General features: G+C 56.1%; 25 protein-coding genes. 14 read left to right on the forward strand and 11 right to left on the reverse strand.

All coding sequences use genetic code 11. The annotated features are described in order from the left end of the window. Window positions 1-3: 3 nt before the first annotated feature. From AC07YV_RS10745 to glmS, 14 genes are all read left to right on the forward strand, one after another. Window positions 4-801, forward strand: coding sequence for a ParA family protein (locus AC07YV_RS10745; protein WP_008002319.1), 798 nt, complete (start codon window positions 4-6; stop codon window positions 799-801). Between the two features lie 9 nt (window positions 802-810). Next, complete coding sequence (locus tag AC07YV_RS10750; RefSeq protein WP_102700984.1) at window positions 811-1,683, forward strand: ParB/RepB/Spo0J family partition protein; 873 nt, start codon at window positions 811-813, stop codon at window positions 1,681-1,683. A gap of 148 nt (window positions 1,684-1,831) precedes the next feature. After that, window positions 1,832-2,239, forward strand: a complete 408-nt coding sequence (locus AC07YV_RS10755) for a F0F1 ATP synthase subunit I (protein ID WP_007969901.1) — start codon at window positions 1,832-1,834, stop codon at window positions 2,237-2,239. 16 nt (window positions 2,240-2,255) lie between these two features. Continuing rightward, window positions 2,256-3,125 carry a F0F1 ATP synthase subunit A gene (atpB, locus tag AC07YV_RS10760; RefSeq protein ID WP_015097443.1) on the forward strand — a complete coding sequence of 290 codons (870 nt, stop codon included), beginning with the start codon at window positions 2,256-2,258 and terminating at the stop codon, window positions 3,123-3,125. Window positions 3,126-3,259: 134 nt separating this feature from the next. After that, entirely contained in the window at window positions 3,260-3,517 is a 258-nt protein-coding gene (gene atpE, locus AC07YV_RS10765; protein ID WP_003097235.1) for a F0F1 ATP synthase subunit C, read from the forward strand. 58 nt (window positions 3,518-3,575) lie between these two features. Continuing rightward, window positions 3,576-4,046 carry a F0F1 ATP synthase subunit B gene (locus tag AC07YV_RS10770; protein ID WP_102700983.1) on the forward strand — a complete coding sequence of 157 codons (471 nt, stop codon included), beginning with the start codon at window positions 3,576-3,578 and terminating at the stop codon, window positions 4,044-4,046. Window positions 4,047-4,058: 12 nt separating this feature from the next. Further along, window positions 4,059-4,595 carry a F0F1 ATP synthase subunit delta gene (locus AC07YV_RS10775; protein ID WP_008045680.1) on the forward strand — a complete coding sequence of 179 codons (537 nt, stop codon included), beginning with the start codon at window positions 4,059-4,061 and terminating at the stop codon, window positions 4,593-4,595. Window positions 4,596-4,616: 21 nt separating this feature from the next. Next, a complete protein-coding gene (gene atpA / locus AC07YV_RS10780; RefSeq protein ID WP_008045678.1) occupies window positions 4,617-6,161 on the forward strand; it encodes a F0F1 ATP synthase subunit alpha in 1,545 nt (514 codons plus the stop codon). A gap of 50 nt (window positions 6,162-6,211) precedes the next feature. Beyond that, window positions 6,212-7,072, forward strand: coding sequence for a F0F1 ATP synthase subunit gamma (gene atpG, locus AC07YV_RS10785; protein WP_008045673.1), 861 nt, complete (start codon window positions 6,212-6,214; stop codon window positions 7,070-7,072). Window positions 7,073-7,099: 27 nt separating this feature from the next. Then, complete coding sequence (atpD, locus tag AC07YV_RS10790) at window positions 7,100-8,479, forward strand: F0F1 ATP synthase subunit beta (RefSeq protein WP_008045671.1); 1,380 nt, start codon at window positions 7,100-7,102, stop codon at window positions 8,477-8,479. Window positions 8,480-8,524: 45 nt separating this feature from the next. Continuing rightward, window positions 8,525-8,950 carry a F0F1 ATP synthase subunit epsilon gene (locus AC07YV_RS10795; RefSeq protein ID WP_007969909.1) on the forward strand — a complete coding sequence of 142 codons (426 nt, stop codon included), beginning with the start codon at window positions 8,525-8,527 and terminating at the stop codon, window positions 8,948-8,950. A 113-nt stretch (window positions 8,951-9,063) separates the two neighbouring features. Then, on the forward strand, window positions 9,064-10,431 hold the full coding sequence (gene glmU, locus AC07YV_RS10800; protein WP_102700982.1) for a bifunctional UDP-N-acetylglucosamine diphosphorylase/glucosamine-1-phosphate N-acetyltransferase GlmU: 1,368 nt from the start codon (window positions 9,064-9,066) through the stop codon (window positions 10,429-10,431). A gap of 202 nt (window positions 10,432-10,633) precedes the next feature. Then, the gene (locus AC07YV_RS10805; protein ID WP_007969913.1) at window positions 10,634-11,410 is read left to right on the forward strand and encodes a DeoR family transcriptional regulator; all 777 of its coding nucleotides are present in this window, start codon (window positions 10,634-10,636) and stop codon (window positions 11,408-11,410) included. 1 nt (window position 11,411) lies between these two features. Beyond that, window positions 11,412-13,244 carry a glutamine--fructose-6-phosphate transaminase (isomerizing) gene (gene glmS, locus AC07YV_RS10810; RefSeq protein ID WP_102700981.1) on the forward strand — a complete coding sequence of 611 codons (1,833 nt, stop codon included), beginning with the start codon at window positions 11,412-11,414 and terminating at the stop codon, window positions 13,242-13,244. A gap of 123 nt (window positions 13,245-13,367) precedes the next feature. On the opposite strand, the gene AC07YV_RS10815 is transcribed toward glmS, so the two are convergent. The 11 genes from AC07YV_RS10815 to AC07YV_RS10865 form a co-directional block, all read right to left on the reverse strand. Beyond that, entirely contained in the window at window positions 13,368-14,546 is a 1,179-nt protein-coding gene (locus AC07YV_RS10815; protein WP_102700980.1) for a spermidine synthase, read from the reverse strand. A gap of 44 nt (window positions 14,547-14,590) precedes the next feature. Further along, the gene (locus tag AC07YV_RS10820) at window positions 14,591-15,895 is read right to left on the reverse strand and encodes an MFS transporter (protein ID WP_102700979.1); all 1,305 of its coding nucleotides are present in this window, start codon (window positions 15,893-15,895) and stop codon (window positions 14,591-14,593) included. Window positions 15,896-15,940: 45 nt separating this feature from the next. After that, a complete protein-coding gene (locus tag AC07YV_RS10825) occupies window positions 15,941-16,240 on the reverse strand; it encodes a rhodanese-like domain-containing protein (RefSeq protein WP_173900827.1) in 300 nt (99 codons plus the stop codon). A gap of 24 nt (window positions 16,241-16,264) precedes the next feature. Further along, window positions 16,265-17,068, reverse strand: coding sequence for a molybdopterin-synthase adenylyltransferase MoeB (locus AC07YV_RS10830; protein ID WP_173900826.1), 804 nt, complete (start codon window positions 17,066-17,068; stop codon window positions 16,265-16,267). Window positions 17,069-17,345: 277 nt separating this feature from the next. Next, window positions 17,346-18,116 carry a hypothetical protein gene (locus AC07YV_RS10835; RefSeq protein WP_102700977.1) on the reverse strand — a complete coding sequence of 257 codons (771 nt, stop codon included), beginning with the start codon at window positions 18,114-18,116 and terminating at the stop codon, window positions 17,346-17,348. 2 nt (window positions 18,117-18,118) lie between these two features. Beyond that, window positions 18,119-18,790 carry a TfuA-like protein gene (locus AC07YV_RS10840; RefSeq protein WP_102700976.1) on the reverse strand — a complete coding sequence of 224 codons (672 nt, stop codon included), beginning with the start codon at window positions 18,788-18,790 and terminating at the stop codon, window positions 18,119-18,121. Beyond that, a complete protein-coding gene (locus tag AC07YV_RS10845; RefSeq protein WP_102700975.1) occupies window positions 18,771-19,988 on the reverse strand; it encodes a YcaO-like family protein in 1,218 nt (405 codons plus the stop codon). Before AC07YV_RS10845 ends, AC07YV_RS10840 begins: the two co-directional genes overlap by 20 nt. Window positions 19,989-20,079: 91 nt before the next feature. After that, window positions 20,080-20,250 carry a hypothetical protein gene (locus tag AC07YV_RS10850; RefSeq protein WP_158248453.1) on the reverse strand — a complete coding sequence of 57 codons (171 nt, stop codon included), beginning with the start codon at window positions 20,248-20,250 and terminating at the stop codon, window positions 20,080-20,082. Window positions 20,251-20,977: 727 nt separating this feature from the next. Continuing rightward, entirely contained in the window at window positions 20,978-22,012 is a 1,035-nt protein-coding gene (locus tag AC07YV_RS10855) for a DUF2955 domain-containing protein (RefSeq protein ID WP_102700974.1), read from the reverse strand. Then, the gene (locus AC07YV_RS10860; protein WP_102700973.1) at window positions 22,002-23,120 is read right to left on the reverse strand and encodes an HlyD family secretion protein; all 1,119 of its coding nucleotides are present in this window, start codon (window positions 23,118-23,120) and stop codon (window positions 22,002-22,004) included. The genes AC07YV_RS10855 and AC07YV_RS10860 overlap by 11 nt, the downstream gene beginning before the upstream one ends. After that, complete coding sequence (locus AC07YV_RS10865) at window positions 23,113-24,624, reverse strand: efflux transporter outer membrane subunit (RefSeq protein ID WP_102700972.1); 1,512 nt, start codon at window positions 24,622-24,624, stop codon at window positions 23,113-23,115. The genes AC07YV_RS10860 and AC07YV_RS10865 overlap by 8 nt, the downstream gene beginning before the upstream one ends. Window positions 24,625-24,629: the final 5 nt, after the last annotated feature.

Genomic DNA, 24,629 nt, shown 5'->3' on the forward strand with positions numbered 1-24,629 from the left:
AGAATGGCTAAGGTATTCGCGATAGCGAACCAAAAAGGTGGCGTGGGCAAAACCACCACCTGCATCAACCTCGCAGCATCCCTGGTCGCGACCAAGCGCCGGGTGCTGTTGATCGATCTCGATCCACAGGGCAACGCCACCATGGGTAGCGGTGTGGATAAACATGGCCTGGAAAACTCGGTCTACGACCTGTTGATCGGTGAGTGCGACCTGGCCCAGGCCATGCACTTCTCCGAACACGGTGGTTACCAGCTGTTGCCGGCCAACCGCGACCTGACCGCGGCCGAAGTGGTGCTGCTGGAAATGCAGATGAAGGAAAGCCGTCTGCGCAGTGCGCTGGCGCCGATCCGGGAAAACTACGATTACATCCTGATCGACTGCCCGCCGTCGCTGTCGATGCTGACCTTGAACGCACTGGTTGCCGCCGATGGGGTCATTATCCCCATGCAGTGCGAGTACTTCGCACTCGAAGGCTTGAGCGACCTTGTGGATAACATCAAGCGCATCGCTGAACTGCTCAATCCGAACCTCAAGGTCGAAGGCCTGCTGCGGACGATGTACGACCCGCGCCTGAGCCTGATGAACGATGTCTCGGCGCAGCTCAAGGAACACTTCGGCGAACAGCTCTATGACACCGTCATTCCGCGCAACATCCGTCTGGCCGAAGCGCCAAGCTACGGCATGCCGGCGCTGGCGTACGACAAATCGTCGCGAGGTGCCGTTGCCTATCTGGCATTGGCGGGCGAAATGGTTCGTCGTCAACGCAAAAACTCACGCATCGCCGCCGCTCAGGCAACTTAAGGAATCCCCATGGCCGTCAAGAAACGAGGTCTCGGACGTGGACTGGATGCTCTGTTGAGTGGTCCGACTGTCAGCTCGCTGGAAGAACAAGCGGCGCAAGCCGACCAGCGTGAGCTGCAGCACCTTCCCCTGGATCTGCTCCAGCGCGGCAAATACCAGCCGCGTCGTGATATGGACCCGCAGGCGCTGGAAGAATTGGCACAGTCGATCAGGGCCCAGGGCGTCATGCAGCCCATCGTGGTTCGCCCGATCGGCAGCGGTCGTTTTGAAATCATTGCGGGCGAACGTCGCTGGCGCGCCAGCCAGCAGGCCGGGCAGGAAACCATCCCGGCGATGGTTCGCGATGTACCCGATGAAACCGCGATCGCCATCGCCCTGATCGAGAACATCCAGCGCGAAGACCTGAACCCGATTGAAGAGGCGGTGGCCCTGCAGCGTTTGCAGCAGGAGTTCCAGCTGACCCAGCAACAGGTGGCCGAAGCCGTGGGCAAGTCCCGGGTGACCGTGGCCAACTTGTTGCGCCTGATTTCCTTGCCGGAAGTCATCAAGACCATGCTGTCCCACGGCGACCTGGAAATGGGTCATGCCCGTGCTTTGCTCGGTTTGCCTGAAAATCAACAGGTTGAAGGGGCGCGACATGTTGTCGCACGCGGGCTGACCGTGCGCCAGACTGAGGCACTGGTTCGCCAGTGGTTGAGTGGCAAACCGGAGCCTGTGGAACCTGCAAAACCGGACCCGGATATCGCCCGCCTCGAACAGCGCCTGGCCGAGCGCCTAGGCTCTGCGGTGCAGATCCGCCACGGTAAGAAGGGTAAAGGGCAGTTGGTGATTGGCTACAACTCCCTGGATGAGCTTCAAGGCGTACTTGCACATATTCGCTGAAACATTTCCTCATGTAGCGCGCAGTCGGAAATCACTACCTGACAGTTGAATAGGGGCAGAACCGCCCCTATACTCTGCGCGCATTTTGTCGGCACAAATTATGCCAAGTTATTGAATTCTGGCAGCCGACCATTGGAGAGCAAAAGTGATGGAAACCCGCACGCCAAACCGCTTGCCCTTCCATCGCCTGGCAGTTTTTCCGGTGTTAATGGCTCAATTTGTCGTTTTGCTCATCGCTGCTTTGGCGCTCTGGCAATGGCGGGGAGTCGTTGCCGGGTACTCGGGACTTTGCGGAGGCCTGATAGCCTTGCTGCCCAATGTTTATTTCGCTCACAGGGCATTTCGGTTTTCCGGCGCCCGAGCAGCCCAGTCCATCGTCCGGTCTTTTTATGCCGGCGAGGCAGGCAAACTGATTTTGACGGCAGTGCTGTTTGCACTGGTGTTTGCAGGTGTGAAGCCATTGGCGCCGATTGCAGTATTCGGTGTCTTCGTGCTGACTCAGTCAGTCAGCTGGTTCGCTCCCCTGCTGATGAGAACAAGACTTTCGAGACCTTAGGGCGTTTGAGGCAACCATGGCAGAAACAACCGCTTCGGGCTATATCCAGCACCACTTGCAGAACCTGACCTTCGGTCAGCACCCAACCGGCGGCTGGGGCTTTGCCCACACCGCAGCAGAAGCCAAGGAAATGGGCTTCTGGGCTTTCCACGTCGATACCCTCGGCTGGTCGGTCGCATTGGGTCTGATCTTCGTTCTTCTTTTCCGCATGGCGGCAAAGAAGGCGACTTCCGGTCAGCCAGGTGCTTTGCAGAACTTCGTTGAAGTATTGGTCGAATTCGTCGATGGCAGCGTGAAAGACAGCTTCCATGGCCGTAGCCCGGTGATTGCACCGCTGGCACTGACCATCTTCGTCTGGGTGTTCCTGATGAACGCCGTCGACCTGGTACCGGTCGACTGGATTCCTCAACTGGCCATCCTGATCTCCGGCGACGCACACATCCCGTTCCGTGCCGTGTCGACCACTGACCCGAACGCGACCCTGGGCATGGCGTTCTCGGTTTTCGCACTGATCATTTTCTACAGCATCAAGGTCAAGGGCCTCGGCGGCTTCATCGGCGAGCTGACCCTGCACCCGTTCGGCAGCAAGAACATCTTCGTTCAAGCCCTGCTGATCCCGGTGAACTTCCTGCTGGAATTCGTGACCCTGATCGCCAAGCCGATCTCCCTGGCTCTGCGTCTGTTCGGCAACATGTATGCCGGCGAACTGGTCTTCATTCTGATTGCTGTGATGTTCGGCAGCGGTCTGCTCTGGCTCAGCGGCCTGGGCGTCGTTCTGCAGTGGGCGTGGGCTGTGTTCCACATCCTGATCATCACCCTGCAGGCGTTCATCTTCATGATGTTGACCATCGTCTACCTGTCGATGGCGCACGAAGAAAACCATTAAGACCAGTCTCGACTAGTCTGATGTCCTTCCCGGTCAAACGGGAAGGGGCTCTTCACGGGGCCTCTGAAACGATTTGTTTTACCGCTTTAAATTAAAAAAACCTAAACCATACGACGTAAAAGTCGGGAGGAAAGATGGAAACTGTAGTTGGTCTAACCGCTATCGCTGTTGCACTGTTGATCGGCCTGGGCGCACTGGGTACCGCAATTGGTTTCGGCCTGCTGGGCGGCAAGTTCCTGGAAGGCGCAGCGCGTCAGCCAGAAATGGTTCCAATGCTGCAAGTTAAAATGTTCATCGTTGCCGGTCTGCTCGACGCCGTAACCATGATCGGTGTTGGTATCGCTCTGTTCTTCACCTTTGCGAACCCGTTCGTTGGTCAGATCGCTGGCTAATTACTCGGATCTTCCGGGTAATTTGGTGTGATGGACAACGTAACTGCGAGGTGTTGGCGTGAACATTAATGCGACCCTGATTGGCCAGTCCGTTGCGTTCCTGATTTTTGTACTGTTCTGCATGAAGTTCGTATGGCCTCCGGTCATTGCGGCTCTGCACGAACGTCAAAAGAAGATCGCTGATGGTCTGGACGCTGCCAGCCGTGCAGCTCGCGACCTGGAGTTGGCCCAAGAAAAAGCGGGTCACCAACTGCGCGAAGCGAAAGCTCAGGCAGCTGAAATCATCGAGCAAGCCAAGAAACGCGGTAACCAGATTGTTGAAGAGGCTGTTGAAAAAGCCCGTATCGACGCTGACCGTGTGAAGGTTCAGGCTCAGGCCGAGATCGAACAGGAACTGAACAGTGTCAAAGACGCGCTGCGTGCCCAAGTGGGCTTGCTGGCAGTCGGCGGCGCCGAGAAGATCCTGGGTGCCACAATCGATCAAAACGCGCACGCAGAGCTGGTTAACCAACTGGCTGCTGAAATCTAAGCGAGGGCGATCATGGCAGAACTGACCACGTTGGCCCGACCTTACGCTAAGGCGGCCTTCGAGCACGCTCAGGCCCACCAGCAACTGGCCAATTGGTCAGCCATGCTCGGCCTGGCTGCAGCGGTGTCGGAAGACGACACCATGCAGCGCGTGCTCAAGGCCCCGCGACTGACGAGCGCAGAAAAGGCCGCCACGTTCATTGACGTGTGCGGCGACAAGTTTGATGCCAAGGCACAGAACTTCATCCACGTCGTTGCCGAAAACGACCGTCTCCCGCTGTTGCCGGAGATCGCCGCTCTGTTCGACCTGTACAAGGCCGAACAAGAGAAGTCGGTAGACGTTGAAGTGACCAGTGCTTTCGCATTGAACCAAGAACAGCAAGACAAACTCGCCAAGGTTCTCAGTGCACGACTCAACCGGGAAGTGCGCCTGCAAGTTGCGGAGGACGCTGCCCTTATTGGTGGTGTCGTCATCCGCGCCGGCGACCTGGTTATCGATGGCTCGATTCGCGGCAAAATCGCGAAACTTGCCGAAGCATTGAAATCTTGAGTTTGAAGGGGCAGCAGAGCAATGCAGCAACTCAATCCTTCCGAAATAAGTGAAATTATCAAGGGCCGCATCGACAAGCTCGATGTGACCTCCCAAGCCCGTAACGAAGGCACTGTCGTCAGCGTATCTGACGGTATCGTGCGGATTCACGGTCTGGCCGACGTAATGTACGGCGAGATGATCGAGTTTCCGGGCGGCGTCTTCGGTATGGCACTCAACCTGGAGCAAGACTCCGTAGGTGCCGTTGTATTGGGCGCATACCAGTCTCTGGCTGAAGGCATGAGCGCCAAGTGCACCGGCCGCATCCTGGAAGTTCCGGTTGGTAAGGAACTGCTGGGTCGCGTAGTCGACGCACTGGGTAACCCTGTTGACGGCAAAGGTCCACTGGGCAACACCGAGACCGACGCGGTCGAGAAAGTTGCTCCAGGCGTGATCTGGCGTAAGTCGGTAGACCAGCCTGTACAGACTGGCTACAAGGCTGTCGATGCCATGATTCCTGTCGGCCGTGGCCAGCGTGAGCTGATCATCGGTGACCGTCAGATCGGTAAAACCGCTCTGGCGATCGACGCGATCATCAACCAGAAGAACAGCGGCATCTACTGCGTCTACGTAGCGATCGGTCAGAAGCAATCGACCATCGCCAACGTGGTTCGCAAGCTGGAAGAAAACGGCGCCCTGGCCAACACGATCATCGTGGCTGCCAGTGCTTCGGAATCTCCTGCGCTGCAATTCCTGGCACCGTACTCCGGTTGCACCATGGGTGAATTCTTCCGCGACCGCGGTGAAGACGCGCTGATCGTTTATGACGATCTGTCCAAGCAAGCAGTGGCTTATCGCCAGATTTCCCTGCTGCTGCGCCGTCCACCAGGCCGTGAAGCTTACCCAGGCGACGTGTTCTATCTCCACTCCCGTCTGCTGGAGCGCGCATCCCGCGTTTCGGAAGAATACGTAGAGAAGTTCACCAACGGCGCAGTGACCGGCAAAACCGGTTCCCTGACCGCACTGCCGATCATCGAAACCCAGGCTGGCGACGTTTCCGCGTTCGTTCCGACCAACGTGATTTCCATCACCGACGGTCAGATCTTCCTGGAATCGGCCATGTTCAACTCGGGCATCCGCCCTGCAGTGAACGCCGGTGTTTCGGTATCCCGTGTGGGTGGTGCCGCTCAGACCAAGATCATCAAGAAGCTGTCCGGTGGTATCCGTACCGCTCTGGCTCAGTACCGTGAACTGGCGGCATTCGCCCAGTTCGCTTCTGACCTGGACGAAGCGACCCGTAAGCAACTTGAGCATGGTCAGCGCGTTACCGAGCTGATGAAGCAGAAGCAATACGCACCAATGTCGATCGCTGACATGGCGCTGTCGCTGTATGCCGCTGAGCGTGGGTTCCTGACTGACGTTGAAATCGCCAAGATCGGCAGCTTCGAGCAAGCGCTGATTGCTTTCTTCAACCGCGATCACGCCGATTTGATGGCGAAGATCAACGTGAAAGGTGACTTCAATGACGAAATCGACGCTGGCATGAAAGCCGGTATCGAGAAGTTCAAGGCCACCCAAACCTGGTAAGCCGCAGCGGGAGCCGCAAGGCTCCCGCTTGCTAACCTGATAGGTGTTACATGGCAGGCGCAAAAGAGATTCGCAGTAAGATTGCGAGCATCAAAAGCACGCAAAAGATTACCAGCGCCATGGAAAAAGTGGCGGTCAGCAAAATGCGCAAGGCACAAATGCGCATGGCTGCTAGCCGTCCTTATGCGGAGCGTATCCGCCAGGTAATTGGGCATCTGGCCAACGCCAACCCGGAATACCGCCACCCGTTCATGATCGACCGCGAAATCAAGCGTGTCGGTTATGTCGTAGTGAGCAGTGACCGTGGTCTGTGCGGCGGCTTGAACACCAACCTGTTCAAGGCCCTGGTCAAGGACATGGCGGTAAACCGCGAAAACGGCGTCGAGATCGATCTGTGTGTAGTTGGTAGCAAGGGTGCGGCCTTTTTCCGCAACTTCGGCGGTAACGTCGTTGCAGCTATCAGCCACCTGGGTGAAGAGCCGTCGATCAATGATCTGATCGGCAGCGTCAAGGTGATGCTGGATGCCTACCTGGACGGCCGTATTGACCGCCTGTCCGTGGTGTCCAACAAGTTCATCAACACCATGACGCAACAGCCTACCGTGGAGCAGTTGATTCCACTGGTGGCAACCCCGGATCAAGACCTCAAGCACCACTGGGACTATCTCTACGAACCGGATGCCAAGGAGCTGCTGGACGGCTTGATGGTCCGTTACGTGGAGTCGCAGGTCTACCAGGCGGTGGTCGAGAACAACGCGGCTGAACAAGCTGCGCGGATGATCGCGATGAAGAACGCTACCGACAACGCCGGTGATTTGATCAGCGATTTGCAGCTGGTCTACAACAAGGCGCGTCAGGCTGCGATCACCCAAGAGATCTCGGAAATCGTCGGCGGCGCTGCCGCGGTTTAACGGTTCAAATATTCAGAGGATCCAGCTATGAGTAGCGGACGTATCGTTCAAATCATCGGCGCCGTTATCGACGTGGAATTTCCACGCGACAGCGTACCGAGCATCTACAACGCGCTGACTGTACAAAGCGCGGCCGGGACCACCCTGGAAGTTCAGCAGCAGCTGGGCGACGGCGTGGTTCGTACCATTGCGATGGGTTCCACCGAAGGCTTGAAGCGCGGTCTGGACGTTGTCGACTCTGGCGCAGCCATCTCCGTACCGGTCGGTAAAGCGACTCTGGGCCGGATCATGGACGTTCTGGGCAACCCGATCGACGAAGCTGGTCCTATCGCCACCGAAGAGCGTTGGGGCATTCACCGTCCAGCGCCTTCGTTCGCTGAACAGGCAGGCGGCAACGACCTGCTGGAAACCGGCATCAAGGTTATCGACCTGGTTTGCCCGTTCGCCAAAGGCGGTAAAGTCGGTCTGTTCGGTGGTGCCGGTGTAGGCAAGACCGTAAACATGATGGAACTGATCCGTAACATCGCCATCGAGCACAGCGGTTATTCCGTGTTCGCCGGTGTGGGTGAGCGTACTCGTGAGGGTAACGACTTCTACCACGAGATGAAGGACTCCAACGTTCTGGACAAAGTGGCACTGGTTTACGGTCAGATGAACGAGCCGCCGGGAAACCGTCTGCGCGTAGCTCTGACCGGCCTGACCATGGCCGAGAAGTTCCGTGACGAAGGTAACGACGTTCTGCTGTTCGTCGACAACATCTATCGTTACACCCTGGCCGGTACTGAAGTATCCGCACTGCTGGGCCGTATGCCTTCGGCAGTAGGTTACCAGCCGACCCTGGCTGAAGAGATGGGCGTTCTGCAAGAACGTATCACTTCGACCAAGGAAGGTTCGATCACTTCGATCCAAGCGGTATACGTACCTGCGGATGACTTGACCGACCCGTCGCCAGCGACCACCTTCGCCCACTTGGACGCTACCGTCGTTCTGTCCCGTGACATCGCTTCCCTGGGTATCTACCCAGCGGTCGATCCACTCGACTCGACTTCGCGCCAGCTGGACCCGAACGTAATCGGCCAGGACCACTACGACACCGCTCGCGGCGTTCAGTACGTGCTGCAGCGTTACAAAGAACTGAAGGACATCATTGCGATCCTGGGTATGGACGAGCTGTCGGAAGCCGACAAGCAGTTGGTAAACCGTGCTCGTAAGATCCAGCGCTTCTTGTCGCAGCCGTTCTTCGTGGCTGAAGTCTTCACCGGTGCATCGGGTAAATACGTTTCCCTGAAAGACACCATTGCTGGCTTCAAAGGCATCCTCAACGGTGACTACGACCACCTGCCAGAACAAGCGTTCTACATGGTTGGCGGCATCGAAGAAGCGATCGAGAAAGCCAAGAAACTGTAATCCCGGCGCCCGGCAACGGGCGCTAATTTAGGTTGAGGCAATCAGATGGCTATGACAGTCCATTGCGATATCGTCAGCGCGGAAGGGGAAATCTTTTCCGGTCTGGTCGAGATGGTGATTGCGCACGGTGCACTGGGTGATCTTGGTATCGCCCTGGGTCACGCGCCGCTGATCACTAATCTGAAGCCAGGTCCGATCCGCCTGGTCAAGCAGGGCGGGGAAGAGGAGGTGTATTACATCTCCGGTGGTTTCCTCGAGGTTCAGCCGAACATGGTCAAGGTACTTGCCGACACCGTGCAACGTGCTGCCGATCTGGATGAAGCCTCCGCTCAGGAAGCCGTTAAGGCTGCCGAGAAGGCCTTGCATGAACGTGGCGCTGAATTCGATTACGGTTCTGCTGCCGCACGTCTGGCCGAGGCTGCAGCCCAGCTGCGCACCGTCCAGCAGATCCGCAAGAAGTTCGGCCACTAAGGTTGCGCTTGTTGTGCGATTGATTAAAAAGGGTAGCCTCGGCTACCCTTTTTTCTTTTCCGATTTTTACAACCTGGTCGCAGCCGCTGACCACCCAGGATTGGTAGCCAGTCATGTCTCTTGAAATCGTTATTCTCGCTGCTGGCCAAGGCACGCGCATGCGTTCCGCTTTGCCGAAAGTCTTGCACCCGATTGCCGGCAACTCCATGCTCGGCCATGTTATCCACAGCGCCCGGCAACTTGATCCACAGCGCATTCACGTGGTGATCGGCCATGGCGCCGATGCCGTGCGCGAACGCCTGGCGGCGGATGATCTGAACTTCGTCCTGCAGGATAAACAGCTGGGTACCGGTCACGCCGTTGCTCAAGCCGTGCCGTTCATTCAGTCCGACACCGTGCTGGTGCTTTATGGCGATGTGCCGTTGATCGAAGTCGATACCCTGCAACGTCTGCTCAAGCAGGTGGGGCCAGAGCAATTGGGCTTGCTGACTGTCGAGCTGGATGACCCGACTGGTTACGGCCGCATTGTTCGTGATGTGCAGGGCAAGGTCACGGCCATTGTCGAGCAGAAAGATGCCAATGAAGCCGAGCGCAAAATCACCGAAGGCAATACCGGCATTCTGGCGCTGCCTTTTGCCCGTCTCGGCGACTGGATGAGCCGTCTCTCCAATAACAACGCCCAGGGCGAGTACTACCTGACCGACATCATTGCCATGGCCGTGAGCGATGGTCTAGTGGTGGCCACCGAGCAACCGCACGACGCCATGGAAGTGCAGGGCGCCAACGACCGCAAGCAGCTGTCCGAACTGGAACGGCATTATCAATTGCGCGCCGGTCGTCGTTTGATGGCTCAAGGTGTGACGCTGCGCGACCCGGCTCGTTTCGACATTCGCGGTGACGTCACGGTTGGCCGCGACGTGCTGATCGACATCAACGTGATCCTCGAAGGCAAGGTCGTCATTGAAGACGACGTGGTGATCGGCCCGAACTGCGTGATCAAGGACAGCACCCTGCGCAAAGGCGTGGTCATCAAGGCCAACAGCCATATCGAAGGTGCCATCCTGGGTGAAGGCAGCGATGCCGGCCCATTCGCTCGTCTGCGTCCAGGTACTGTGCTGGAAGCCCGCGCGCATGTGGGTAACTTCGTCGAGTTGAAAAACGCGCACCTGGGCGAAGGCGCCAAGGCCGGTCACCTGACTTATCTGGGCGATGCCGAGATCGGCGCGCGCACAAACATTGGTGCCGGCACCATCACCTGCAACTACGATGGTGTGAACAAGTGGAAAACCGTGTTGGGTGAAGACGTGTTCATTGGCTCCAACAACTCGTTGGTGGCGCCTGTGGATATCCTCGACGGCGCGACCACAGCGGCTGGTTCGACCATTACGTCGACTGTGGATAAATCCCAGTTGGCCATCGGGCGTGCTCGTCAGAAGAACATCGACGGCTGGAAGCGGCCGGAGAAGGTCAAGAAGGGCTGAGTTATCCACAGATCGTGGAAATCAAAAGATCGCAGCCTTCGGCAGCTCCTACATGGGGTTTATGTTTTCCCTGTAGGAGCTGCCGCAGGCTGCGATCTTTTTTCATTTATCCACAGATCTTTTCATCACTCCGCGCTTGACGAAGTTTCGCCGATAGGTTTTTATTGCTTCCGTTATCTTTCGAATCGAAACTTACCAAGTCATGTCGAAGCGCAACACACCTCAACGTCGTCACAACATCCTCGCCTTGCTCACCGAGCAGGGCGAAGTCAGTGTGGATGAGTTGGCCAAGCGTTTTGAAACGTCGGAAGTTACGATTCGCAAGGATTTGGCGGCACTTGAAAGCAATGGTCTGTTGCTGCGTCGTTACGGCGGGGCGATCACCATGCCTCAGGAACTGGTGGCCGACCTTGGTCAACCGGTTTCCAAGTACAAACAAGCCATCGCTCGCGCCGCCGTCGCGCGGATTCGCGAGCATGCGCGCATCATTATCGACAGTGGCAGTACCACCGCCTCCATGATCCCGGAACTCGGCCAACAACCTGGCCTGGTGGTGATGACCAACTCGCTGCATGTCGCCAATGCCTTGAGCGAACTTGAGCATGAACCGGTGCTGTTGATGACCGGTGGCACCTGGGACCCGCACTCCGAGTCTTTCCAGGGGCAGGTTGCCGAGCAGGTACTGCGCTCCTACGATTTCGACCAGCTGTTTATCGGTGCCGATGGCATCGATCTGGTTCGCGGTACAACCACCTTCAACGAACTGCTCGGACTGAGCCGGGTCATGGCCGAAGTTGCCCGTGAAGTCGTCGTGATGGTGGAGGCCGACAAGATCGGCCGCAAGATTCCCAACCTGGAGCTGCCCTGGAGCAGCGTCCATACCCTTATTACCGATGAACGCCTGCCGCTTGAGGCTCGCGATCAGATTCAGGCCCGCGGCATCAATTTGATATGCGCGGCTGTCAGTCAGGAGAAATAACATGTGTGGAATTGTCGGCGCAGTCGCAGAACGTAACATCACCGCCATCCTCGTCGAAGGCCTGAAACGCCTCGAATACCGTGGGTATGACAGCGCTGGCGTGGCGGTCTACACCAATGATGAAAAACTCGAGCGCCTGCGTCGCCCGGGCAAGGTCAGTGAGCTGGAGCAGGCATTGACCACCGAGCCGCTGGTGGGTCGCCTGGGCATCGCCCACACCCGCTGGGCTACCCACGGCGCACCGTGCGAGCGTAATGCCCACCCGCATTTCTCCGGTGACCTGGCGGTGGTGCACAACGGCATCATCGAAAACCACGAAGCCCTGCGCGAACAACTCAAGGCCCTGGGTTATGTGTTCACCTCGGACACCGACACCGAAGTCATCGCCCACCTGCTGAACCACAAACTCAAGGATATGAGCGACCTGACCGCGGCCCTCAAGGCGACCGTCAAAGAGCTGCACGGTGCTTACGGCCTGGCAGTGATCAGCGCCAAGCAACCTGATCGACTGGTCGCAGCCCGCAGCGGCAGCCCGCTGGTGATCGGCCTGGGCCTGGGGGAAAACTTCCTGGCCTCCGACCAGTTGGCCCTGCGTCAGGTCACTGACCGCTTCATGTACCTGGAAGAAGGCGATATCGCCGAAATCCGCCGCGACAGCGTGCAGATCTGGGACGTTGACGGCCAGGCTGTCGAGCGCGAAGCCGTGCAGTACCGTGATGGCGCCGAAGCCGCTGAAAAGGGCGAGTTCCGCCACTTCATGCTCAAGGAAATCCACGAGCAACCGTCCGTGGTGCAGCGCACCCTGGAAGGTCGTCTGAGCCAGAACCAGGTACTGGTACAGGCATTCGGCCCACAGGCGGCCGAGCTGTTCGCCAAAGTGCGCAACGTACAGATCGTCGCATGTGGCACCAGTTACCACGCCGGCATGGTCGCGCGTTACTGGCTCGAAGAGCTGGCCGGCATTCCTTGCCAGGTCGAAGTCGCCAGCGAATTCCGTTACCGCAAGGTGGTGGTGCAGCCGGACACATTGTTCGTGACCATTTCCCAGTCCGGCGAAACCGCCGACACCCTGGCCGCTCTGCGCAACGCCAAGGAACTGGGCTTCCTCGCCAGCCTGGCGATCTGCAACGTTGGCATCAGCTCGCTGGTGCGTGAGTCCGACCTGACCCTGTTGACCCAGGCCGGCCGCGAAATCGGTGTGGCCTCGACCAAAGCCTTCACCACGCAATTGGTCGGCCTGTTGTTGCTGACGCTTTCCCTGGGCCAGGTTCGTGGCACCTTGGCCAAAGACGTAGAAGCGACCCTGGTCGAAGAACTGCGTCGTTTGCCAACCCGCCTGGGCGAGGCGCTGGCCATGGACAGCACTGTGGAAAAAATCTCCGAGCTGTTCGCCGAGAAAAACCACACGCTGTTCCTCGGTCGCGGCGCGCAGTTCCCGGTAGCGATGGAAGGCGCACTCAAGCTCAAGGAAATCTCCTACATCCACGCCGAAGCCTACCCGGCCGGCGAGCTGAAACACGGCCCGTTGGCGCTTGTGGATAACGACATGCCCGTAGTGACCGTGGCGCCGAACAACGAGCTGCTGGAGAAGTTGAAGTCCAACCTCCAGGAAGTCCGCGCCCGCGGCGGCCAGTTGATCGTCTTCGCTGACGAGAAGGCCGGCATGACCAACGGTGAAGGCACCCACGTGGTGCACATGCCGCACATCCACGACATCCTGTCGCCGATCCTCTACACCATCCCGCTGCAGCTGTTGTCGTATTACGTTGCCGTACTCAAAGGCACCGACGTTGACCAGCCGCGCAACCTGGCGAAGTCGGTTACTGTGGAATAAGTTATCCACAGGTGATCTAAGCCGTTTGTGATTGAAGATGTTTTGAGACAATCAGCTCAATGTGGTGACGGGGTGGCAAGTTCGCCCCGTCACAGCTTAGTCCTTTGACATCCGATAGTTGAACTATCCTGACGTGGATTTCGGCGTCCTGGGTGTGAGAAATACACTGGGTGATAATCGCGCTAGGGCCCGTCGAAAACCTTCCAATTTTGATAGATCCCCTCTTGTCTTATGGGTAATGACGCCATAGGCATAGGGGAGTAGTCCTTCCAGCCACTCTCTGGGGTGGATAACTACGCTGTTCTCTAATGTTGATACGACCCAATCTGGTAGCCAGGACACATCACGGTCCGAGAAGTTAACTTCGCCGGCTATCAGCAACGCGAGCGTAATACGCAGCGACGACTTTTCTTTCACTAATCGCTCTTGCAGCGCTTGGCAAGCTTCGGGGTTATCCAGTATCGAGCGAAGATCGTCGGGTTTGCTTAGCCTCAACGAGGCTGGAAGCAACGCAGACAACGCTGGCAACGTGTCTGCCCAGCGTTTTCTTACCTCTTGATCAATCCCTGCGAAATCCAGTGCAGGGGGGATTGGCGGTGTGTGCTGGATAACAGTGGGCACCAAATAGCGCAGGCGAAGGTTCATGATGTCCATAAAAAGTCGGTCACTGGCGCATAACGACTCCACGGCAGGTACGGTGTCCAGTTTGGTTGATGGCGGCGGTCCAATAATGAACGTTGCATTGCGTCGGTGGGGCAGGTAATGAACGTCGCCCCAGCTATTGTTTAGACAGTGGGCGAGCCAAGCTTGGGGCGTAGGACCGTTGAGTGGGGCCAGGTTCATTGGGACGCCAAAACCATTGAACACCACGTGACCAAGGGGATTGAGACGGCTCTTCAATAGTTGGTGGAAGTTGTGTTCAAACACGATCGGGGCATAACCGTTCTGAGTGTAAAGGTCGACAATAATGACGTCGTAACGGTCGGGGTTGACGGCTAAGAAGTGCTCTGCATCGACTATCTCGCTGTCAAAGTCGATATGCGCTGCCAGTCGGTTCCGGTTTTCGAGGCTGCGTACCAGTGCTGTTTCGTCCAGATCAATAGCCATTAGACTCGCCACCCTGGTGCTGGCTGCGATCGGTGCCAGTCCGACACCATCTGAAAGTCCTAGCATCAGAACCGAGATATGATTTTTAGCCGGATCCCCCAGAAAACCGATACAGCCCATGTCATCATAATATTGGCCGCAGAAGATCTGTTCGTGTCGAGCAGATCCAGGTCGATCCTTGAGCTTCGGCATCATGTAAGACCACTCCGTTTGAAGGGGTAGGAGTACGGCGAGGTACGTTAGTGCGCAAACGCGTTCGGGTATTTGTCCAGATATGCATTATTGAGTTGCGTATCTTGGGAGCGCATGAAAAGTTTAAAGTCCGGTACTAGAAGGACTAGCAGTGATAACACCAACACCATGACGCCTAGCAGTGTAATTGTCAGGGCGACTCCCAAGTAGGTGATCAAGGCGTTCATCGCGAAACTGCCCAAGGGGCTAGCCGCTGCAGACAGAAATGAAACCGTGGCAAAAATCCGGTTGCGATGGGGCTTGGGCGTCGCCAGCAATCTCACCGCAGATGTAGGAATATTGATTAACATCAGGCCGATGCCGCCGCAGAAAAAGGCCGCTGGTACGATGAACGACGATGAAATAGTGCCAACCACCACTAGGTTGCCTCCCAGTAGTGCAAAACCTGCGGAGACGCACATGTCACGAGGCACCCGTTCGGATAACCACCCGATGATTTTGTAACTTCCCGCCAAAATGCCCAGTCCGAAGCACGAATCCAGAAGACCAATGTAAGTGACCGGATATTGGATGACGTCCTTTACATACAGTGGGATCAAGATAGTGAAAAATGGAAACAGCGCGAAATTGATCAGCATCGCAATAATGGCCAGGTAAAATTCGACTTTCACGCCATAAACCACTTTGAAGCCTGAATAGATCATGCTGAAGCCACTTGTACGTGGTGTTTTTTCGCATGGGTCAACTGCACCGATGTGGCTCGGGATGGTTGCAATCAATGCCCCAGCGATGAGTACTGCAAAAAAATCGGTGACAAAGGCGATAGTGATACCGAACCCGTAAATCAACCCACTGGCCAGTACCGGCCCCAGAAGAATAGAAAAAGACGACATCACACTTTTGGTCCGAAAGGCCAAGGAGACTTTATCGTCATCTGCAAATAAAGGAATAATTGACGCCTGGAGAGGGTCGCGCACGCCGACGATCGCACTGCTGAGCATCATCAGGGCGCCAACCGTCCAAGGGTTGAATGTCCCCGTGGCAGATAACAGAACCATCAATAACGCTGTGAGAAAGCTGATCCATGAGGTCAGTTTGATGATGAGTATTTTGTTGTACTTATCGCCTAGCCATCCCAGCAGAGGTTTGGCTAACACCTCCGCCGCGATGGAACAGGCAATCATGTTGGCAAAATAGAGCGCAGAGCCTGTTTCTTGCAGAGCCCACCAAGCCACCGCCAGTTGATTGCAACGTCCACCCAAAACCATCAGAAAAAAACTGAATTGCACTTTCAGTAGACGTCGGTCGATGTCGGGCAAACTCCACTTAACACCAGCAAACTTTGCGCTCATTTACGCACCTTTGATCCGGATAAGGCGACTACGCCAGTAGATCGTTCAAGAAACGACGGGGAGAGTTTCATCCGAATAGATAGCCAGATAGCGCTCGACGCCACCCTCAAGGCAATAGAGTTCTGCATCTTGGCTGATGCTGCGAACTGCCAGTAAGGCTGCCTTGCTCCTGACACCGGATTTGCAATAAAAAACGATACGGCGGGTAAGGTCGAGTTCTCCTTGGCGCTTGATGATGTCTTTAAGCGGAATTAGTTTGCCGCCCAGCGAGCGTTGCTGATGCTCACTGACTTCGCGCACATCGACCAATTGAAATGGCGTATATGTCGCTTTCCAGTCATGCAATGTATCGGGTGATAGCCAGTAGCTCTAGCGCCATGCGGGGATAGCTGTGGCACCAAGCGTATTCCCAAGGGTCCCGGCACGTATTTTTTTGTCGATGTTCAATAGACGGAAAGTGTTGTCTAGGCAGTCGATAGACAACAATTGCCCGCTCAAGGGCTCACCGGCATCGAGAATGAGTTTTAGTACTTCATTGGCCTGAAGACAACCAAGCAAGCCAGGTACGACACCAAGAACGCCCGCTTCCGAGCAGCTTTGTGTCAAGTGCGGTGGTGGCGGTGTTTCGAACAGGTCTCGGAAGCAAGGTCCCCTTTGGTGAGTGTGCCGGTTGTAATAGTTAAATACCGACACCTGTCCTTCGAATTGACTGATCGCTGCATAGACCATAGGTTTTTCGCATTCGATACAGGCGTCACTGATAAGGTATTTAGCTTCGAAGTTATCAGTGGCATCGACGATGATGTCGTAATCCGCCAGCAGTGACAGGACATTGTCGGCATTCAGTGTCGAGACAACAGTGTGGATGGTGATTTCCGGGTTCAGCTGATTGATGCGGCGCTTGGCCGCCAGTACTTTCAGATCACCTACATCGGCAATCGTATAGAGAATTTGTCGGTGTAAATTACTCACGTCGACGATGTCGTCATCAACGATACCAATCGTCCCGACGCCGGCACCTGCCAGGTACAAAAGTACCGGGCAGCCTAGTCCCCCTGCGCCGACTACCAACACTTTACTGTCTATGAGGCATTGTTGTCCCTGAGCTCCGATCTCACTGAGGATGACCTGGCGGGCATAACGGGAGGTATCTGTCTTCAGATTGCATTGCATTTCAGCCACCTGCCACTGCGTTAACCAGAATTAAGTGCGCATTACTGTTCAATGGACAATGGCGGTGATGCTCACTGGCCACGGGCATGCCGTCGACAAACAACCCTACGAATGGCAGCGGGTACAGATCCTCAGAGAAGACCGGGCCAATAAGACCGGGAAAACGTACGGTTAATTTTTTCAGTACATCGTTAATACACGAACCTTCTGTGACGTATGTTTTATGTTGATCGGTATAGGGCATGAACTGTCGGGGAAAGTGTATGACTACCATGGGTCATCCTTGTATGGTGTCAGTTGTTAGATCATTGGAGAACGAATCCAGTCTGGAGGTGATCAGTTTTCCAATTTCGGACAGTTCGGTCGAGGTCTTGAGAGTGGCCAGACTTTTGAGGAAATACTGGTGCAAATAGTCGAGTCGTTCAGGACGAGCTCGCTCGGAACCGCTGGCCAGCAACCGCCGATGGTAGTTCACGGCGCTGACCGCAAACAGGCAAGCCAGCAAGACACCTCTAGGATTCTTGTCGCCGGTTCCGGATGGCAGTATGTAGTTGTTCGAACTACCCTTAAGTTGGAAGTCATAAATCTCGGCGATCAGGCTGGACCAGATATGAGAGAGCTCATGCACCAGTAACTCTTCAAGGTCCGTTATAGTTGTAAACGCAGCTTCGCCCAGAAACATTTGTTGTGGTAAAATAGGATTGGTCAGGCTAACTTGTTGGTTAGTCAACTTATATATTTTGATCGGTAGATCCAACAAATTGGTCCATTCCGGCAGCAAGGCTTTGAGGTTACTCTTTGCCTCGGTCAGCATATACAGTTCGGCTTTACCCAACGGTTGATGGGGCGGAAATATTGGGGCCCCTTTGACGTGTCGGTTATACAAGTTTGTGGCGAAGTCTGGTTGCAAATAGTCGGTTAAAGGTAATTCGCTACCTTCGATATTTTTACGGACAACCGCGACTAGTGTTAGAAGCTTCATGCTATTGAACATAGGGTTCACAAATGGTAAGCCGCATATTTCAAATAGTATCTCTGATGGCGACATATTTATACCGTCCTCATCCATGGTTGCAGTTTGAGAAAGCTTGCCAGGTCTAGGCTTTTTATTCTGTAGGCGGAAAAGTTGGCTATGGCACTATCTATTTGTCTCTCCGAGATAGAGAGTGCTAGCAAAGCCTCCTTCAAAAGATTTAGTGTTCGATTTCCGTACCACATGTTTTTCAGATACGTTAGTAAGTCATGTTCCTGTTCTTGCGTAATTATCTGTTCTGTCGTCCAATGCCTTAAAAACTGCCTGATATGTATAAGTGGTTCGCTGAGTGGAAGAAAAGGCTCTTGTGCTTGATGTATCAGGGTTACCTCATCGTCGGACATGTCTTGGTCGCTGGCGAATAGACGATACACTTCACCAAAGCCTGTCATTCCAAGCGTATCCATTTCACAGGCTCGAATGGCCCCCATGGACGATAATCCCCAAATGCACCAACCAGCGTTCATGGCGTCCAGTATCTCGGCATGACCAACTGCCGGGTGCGCATGGAATACGCCATCGACAATTGCAAGGTTTGAAGGGGGGGAATGCACCATTAGCCGTTCGATATCACCGCGCTTGATTGGCGGACGCAATACCAGTCCGCCACTGCACAGTAATTGACTATCTATCCCTTGTAAGGAGGGACCAGCAAACAGCGTGCATATCTCAAGCGCTTTGTTTGACATATGTAAGTAACCTCGGACCAACTCTTTTCAAACCAGGTTCAAAAACTTCAAGCCCCGGGATAATTATTCTGACCACAGAGATATCTTCTACCGCTTCACTGAGCAAGACCCTTAGAACGGTGCTGAGTCCGACACACTGCAATCGCTCAATTAGCAACTCCCAAGCTGATTCGATCGTGGGTATCGCGGCTTCCTGGCAATCGATGGAGGAGTAATCGATCATCTGATCTCGGGAGGTGGCTACTGTACGCAAGCGTGAAATGGCCTGAAGTTCAACCGAACGCCCCCTCTTCTCGAAGTATTTGACACGTTCGATAATGTCGTCTCGACCTCCGTGGATGTGGCTTAAACGACTTTGGGCCGCCTCGCAGATAGCCCTGATTAATGCGATTTTCTTAATGGGATGCAAGCCTGAACCCGTGGCCACAGAGATAGGAGAATGGGAGGACTCTTCCATGATAAAAGCCTGAAAGTACGCCAAGCCAAAACAGTTCTCGGTATATCGAATCGATAGATTTAATCCCGCATCATTGATTTTAATAATAAGAGCATCAACATCTGTGCAGTAACTGTCCAGATTGACGAGACGTGAACGGTCATGTACGTGGTTAAAGGCTTGAACATCGCGCTCCATGAGTTCACAAACAGCGTGTACCGAGGCTTCCTCTACGTCATTACCAGACGCTAAGCCACTAGAGCTTTCCCCGAAGAGTCGTTGCCCTGGGTTTTCGGGGTAGGGGATGAATACTAGTTCGGCTGGTGCAAGTACTTTTTGTTTGCGTAATACATCTTCAACCTCGATAGCCATGATTAGCGAATCGGGGTCGACGGAGAAGCCATACAGCATGCAGAATTGATTGAATGCTATTCGTCCTTCGTAGCTTTTAATGAGTTGTCTTGGCGTGCTCCGTAACAGTTTCAGTTGCGCGGTGTTGTATTGCGCAAGGCTGAACTCGATGGCCTCCATGTACGCACCTATCTTAGCCTCTACTGGTCTCAGGCCCTTGCCAGCGTTTACGCAAAGAGATCCCTTAAGAGCATTGGGTCGTATACTGGCGAACACCGGAATGCCGATGCGGTCTAGCCAGGTTGTATCTGTCACTCGGGTAATACCCAAACGAGGCGCTAAATCGTTGACAATAATCTTTAAAGTTTCTTCGGCACTGCGACGACGAAGGCTAGAACTAAACCTGTGCATAAATTATTACACCACTATTGATGAGAGGTATAAGCAAGTTCCATGTTCGGTTTAATAATAAACGGGAGGGAATAGCTTCCCTCCCGTATTTTCAGGCTGCGATTTTAATATCTTCAGGCAGACTCAACACATTGTTGTTCGACTGATGCGCCACAAAGCCGGCATGCATCAGGCTTTCGTCGTTGAGAAGCTCGGAGAATTTTTCTGCAGTTTCTACATCAAGTTGAAGGTCGAATGTTTCATTGTTTAATGTTGAATCCATTTTCTTTATTCCTATCACTAATGTGCGTTTTAGAAATGTCGTTGTACAGCGGCTATGATTTTTCGCCGGTATTACAACTGGAGTCAAACTATTCGCATGGTGGTTAGGGTGAGATTTTATTTTTACGGATATAGCTTACGCAGCCTAGTAAGTTTTCTTACAGAAACTAACTACGTTAGAGGCCATTTCGCTGAAAGAAGTGCAGAGGTGAGCGGCGAACCACCGAGGGTTAGGTTACCTACTCCAGGCTGGCTTAAGCCCTAAAGTCTTGACGCCGGAAAACATGATTTGAAGCAATAGTTAACTACCCCCCATTTCAAGGGAGGTTTCTTCAGCTGTCGCATCGGACGCGTGCCTTGTTCTTTCGGCGTTACAGCAATCTCTTGAGGACTAATGTGGACCACGCTAATCAGCTATCAGTTGTTTGACTATCTCCATCACAGCAGCCGTCATCACCACGGATGAGACGCCGAACATTAGGATACCGTTGGTCGCCTCCAGTGACTGAGCAGCCGCTAATGTTCGCTCATGACTACATCGCCATAGCCCAAGGTCGAGAGGTCACGCCGGAAAAATACCGCGATTTCGCGAAACTTTCGAGTTCACCCAGCAACACGAACAACGCCGCCCAAATGGCCATTTGCATAAAGTTGCTTACCAGAATTACGACCATCGACAACAAGCGAGTTTGCTCGAGCCAGGATGGCGCGGAGCATGGATGGGATCCTCACGGGCTGGATTCTGGGGTATGGCGCCGTTGCCGCCGCGTGTCCAGCAAATACACCATCACACAGGCATACAAAGTCACCAGAATGAACAGCCCCATGCGGATGGCGAAGGCGGTGTAGACGTCCTTGCCCGCTGCGCTGTCCTGTACCGATTGGCCGAGCAGAATGATCAGGGTTGCCATGCTGTTGAGCCAGAAACTCGGTGGTTGTCGGGTTTTGGCCAGGCCGTAGAGTTTTCTGGCCACCAGCAAACCGAACAACAGCATCCACAGAAAGAACATCCACAGATTCACGAACAGGCTTAGCGCGCACCAGAAGAGGATCGCCATCAGGCCGCCGAGCAGGGTCGAGCCGAGCAATTCCTGGCCGGCGCTGCGGGCGCTGGTTGCGCAGCTCTGTTGGCCGAGATTGACGGCTTTCATGATGATCGGCAGATAGCTGGCCGGGTCGATCATGGCCAGCAGGAACGTCGGCAGCACCACCAACGTGGCCCGTAGCGCCAGCCAGCTGCTTTCGGTGGGCGTAAGGTTCGGGCCGGGCTTGGCCGGTGGGGCGCTGGCGGGGTCGGGAAACAGCCAATGGCTGATGGTCAGCGTCGTGACGGCCAGGAACAGTCCCTTGACCAGGGCCACGATCACCTCGAGTGCCAGGGCGAATTCAGCGGTTCCGGCGGCACTGATCAAGGTCAGGCCTACCACCAGGAATGTCGCCACCAGCGGGTTGCCACCGCGCAGGCCGTAACCGAAAGCCAGGAACAGGCACAGTCCGACCATCAATACGCCACTGAGAGGGTAGTAACGCAGCAGGGGGATCAGCAGCAGGCCGGTCCCGGTGGTTAACATCAGGATCAGGATCAGTCCCAGGCTGGCCTTGAACGGCAACGGCCGGTTCATCGCTGCCAGCATCATCAGCGCCAACATCGGCGCGAGGAACGGGATGGGCAGGGCCAGGCCGAAGCTTGCCGCCAGGCACAGCGCCGTACCGAAGCCCAGGCGCAGCGCGCGCTGAACCCGGGCCGGGCGCTCAATACGCATAGGACATCCAGCTCATCAGGCGCAGAAACACGCGCCCAAGAACATTCAGCGGGTTGCCTTCGCTCGGGAAGGCCATGACTTCGGCCTGTCCGCCGGAGCGGATGCCTTGTGGACCGGTCAACTCACCGGGTTCGAACTCGATGATGACCGGGAAGCGCTGGGCCGGGCGGAGCCAGTCGCGACTGTTCTCCACCTTCGGCAGGCTGCCCGGCTGGGTGGTCTGGCCGATATCGACGCCATAGCCGACGCTGCGCACATGGCCTTTGTAGATTTTCCCTGGCAGGGCGTCGAGGACGATGGACACCGGCGTCCCGGGCTGGACACTGCCGAGGTTGTTTTCGGTCATGTCGGCGCTGATCCACACGTCGTGGATGGCGATCAGGGTCATCACCGGCGCACCGGCGGCGGCAAACTGGCCGACATCGGTGCGCAGATCGGTGATCAGGCCGGCCGAGCGCGCGTGGACTTTGGTATTGCTCAAGTCCAGCTCGGCTTTTTCGAGGTTACTGGCGGCGCTGAGCAACTGGGCGTTTTCGTCTTCGTTGCCGCCTTGTTGTTCCCGCGCCCGTTGCACTTCGGCCTTGGCCGCGGCGACCTGGCTGATGGACTCTTCCAGGGTGGCGCGGGAGATCTCCAGGCGACGCAGCGAGATGGTGCCCGGGTCTTCGCGATACAGTCGCTCAAGCCGCTGGCTATCCTGGCGAGCCTTGAGCTCATTGGCCTGGGATGCGCGCAGGGACGCCAGCTTGGAGTCGACGCCAGCGGTGTTGGCGCCCACCTGGCGACGTGTCGACTCAAGGTCGGCGCGGGCGCGATCGACGGCAATCTGGTACTGCTCCGGATTGACTTCAAACAGCAATTCGCCAGCCTTGACGTCCTGGTTGTTGCGTACGTGCACCTTGGTCACCCGGCCGGATACCTCGGCCGCCACCGGCACAATGAAGGCCTGCACCCGTGCCTGTTGCGTGTAGGGCGTGTAACGGTCGGCCATCAGGTACCAGACCAGGCTCAGAATGATCAGCAGTACTACCCAGTTGATGGCTTTTCTGGCCGGGTCGGCGGCGGGTGCCGGGGTGTTCTCGGCGGCCGGTTGTGGGCTGTCATTCATGGGCATTTTCCTTCGGTTCGTCGAGCAGGTCGCCCCAATCGGTCCGTTGTTGCATCTGTTGGCGGGTGGCCGGGTCGATCATCGGCTGGTCGCTGTACCAGCCACCGCCCAGCGCCTTGTACAGGGCGATCAGGCTGTTGACGGCGGTGCCACGGTTGACCAGGTAGATATCCTGCTGGGCAAACAGGGCGCGCTGGGCATCCAGTACGCGCTGGAAATCCGAATAGCCTTCGCGGTACTGGGCATTGGCCAGGGTCACCGAACGTTCGGCGGCCACCGATGCATCGCTGAGGATCCGGTCACGCTCCAGCGCCTTGATCAAACCGGTCGCGGCATCGTCAGCCTCGCGTGCAGCCTGGCGTACGCTGTCCTGGTAGATAACGATCAACTGCTGCAAGCGCGCATCCTGCACGCGGACGTTGTTGGTGATCCGGCCATGGTCGAAGATGTCCCAGCGCAGGCTGGGGCCGGCCACCATGTCGAGGGTATTGGATGCACCGTTGAGCGAGCTGGCAGACCAGACGATGCTGCCCAGCAGGCTGATGGAGGGGTACAAGTCAGTCTCGGCCACACCGATCAACGCCGACTGCGCCGCCACTTGCAACTCGGCCGCACGAACATCGGGACGCCGCACCAGCAGATTCGCCGGTACATCCTGCAGCACAGCCGTATCGAGCAATGGCACCACCCCGGTGTAGCGATTCAGGTCAGGGATAGAGCCGGGTGGCTGGCCGATCAGGGTGGACAATGCATTTCGCAAGCTCGCCACCTGGCTCTCGAAATCCGGGATGGTACTCAGGGTGCCCAGGTACTGGGTCTTGGCCTGTTGCAGGTCGAGTTCAGCCTCGGCCCCGCTTTTGAACAGGCGCTCGGTGATCTCGTAGCTGCGTTTTTGCAAGGCGGCGTTACTGCGGGCGATGGCCAGGCGTGCCTCGGCGGTGCGCAGGGCGTAGTAGTTTTGCGCAAGCTGCGCGTGCAACAGCACCAGGGCATTTTCATAGTTGGCCTGAGCGGCAAACCAGGACGCGTCGGCCGACTCGATGGCTCGGCTGAAACGCCCCCAGAAATCCAGCTCCCAACCAATATCGAAGCCGACACTGTGCTGCCAGAAATGCGTGTCCTGTGGGTTGGCGCCGCCCGATTGTCGACGGTTCAGGTACAGGCTGTCGGCGCTGGCCTGCTGCAATTGCGGGTAGCGTCCACTCAGGGCGATGCCCAATTGCGCGCGAGCCTCCATGACCCGCAGGCCAGCGACCTGCAGGTCGGGGTTATGGGCGTCGGCTTCGGCAATCAGGTGATCCAGCACCGGGTCTTCGAACACACGCCACCATTGGCGGCTGTCCGGTTGCGCGCGTTTTTGCCCGGCCATTTCCAGGGCCGGGCTGTTCCAGTGTTCGACCCAGGGCTGGGCTGGCGACTGGAAATCCGGGCCCAGTTGCACGCAGCCACCCAGAAAGGCAGTCCCGCAGAACAGCAGCCGGCTGATGCGAGCAGGACATGGCATCAAGC

The organism is Pseudomonas sp. GW456-E7 (assembly GCF_059424105.1).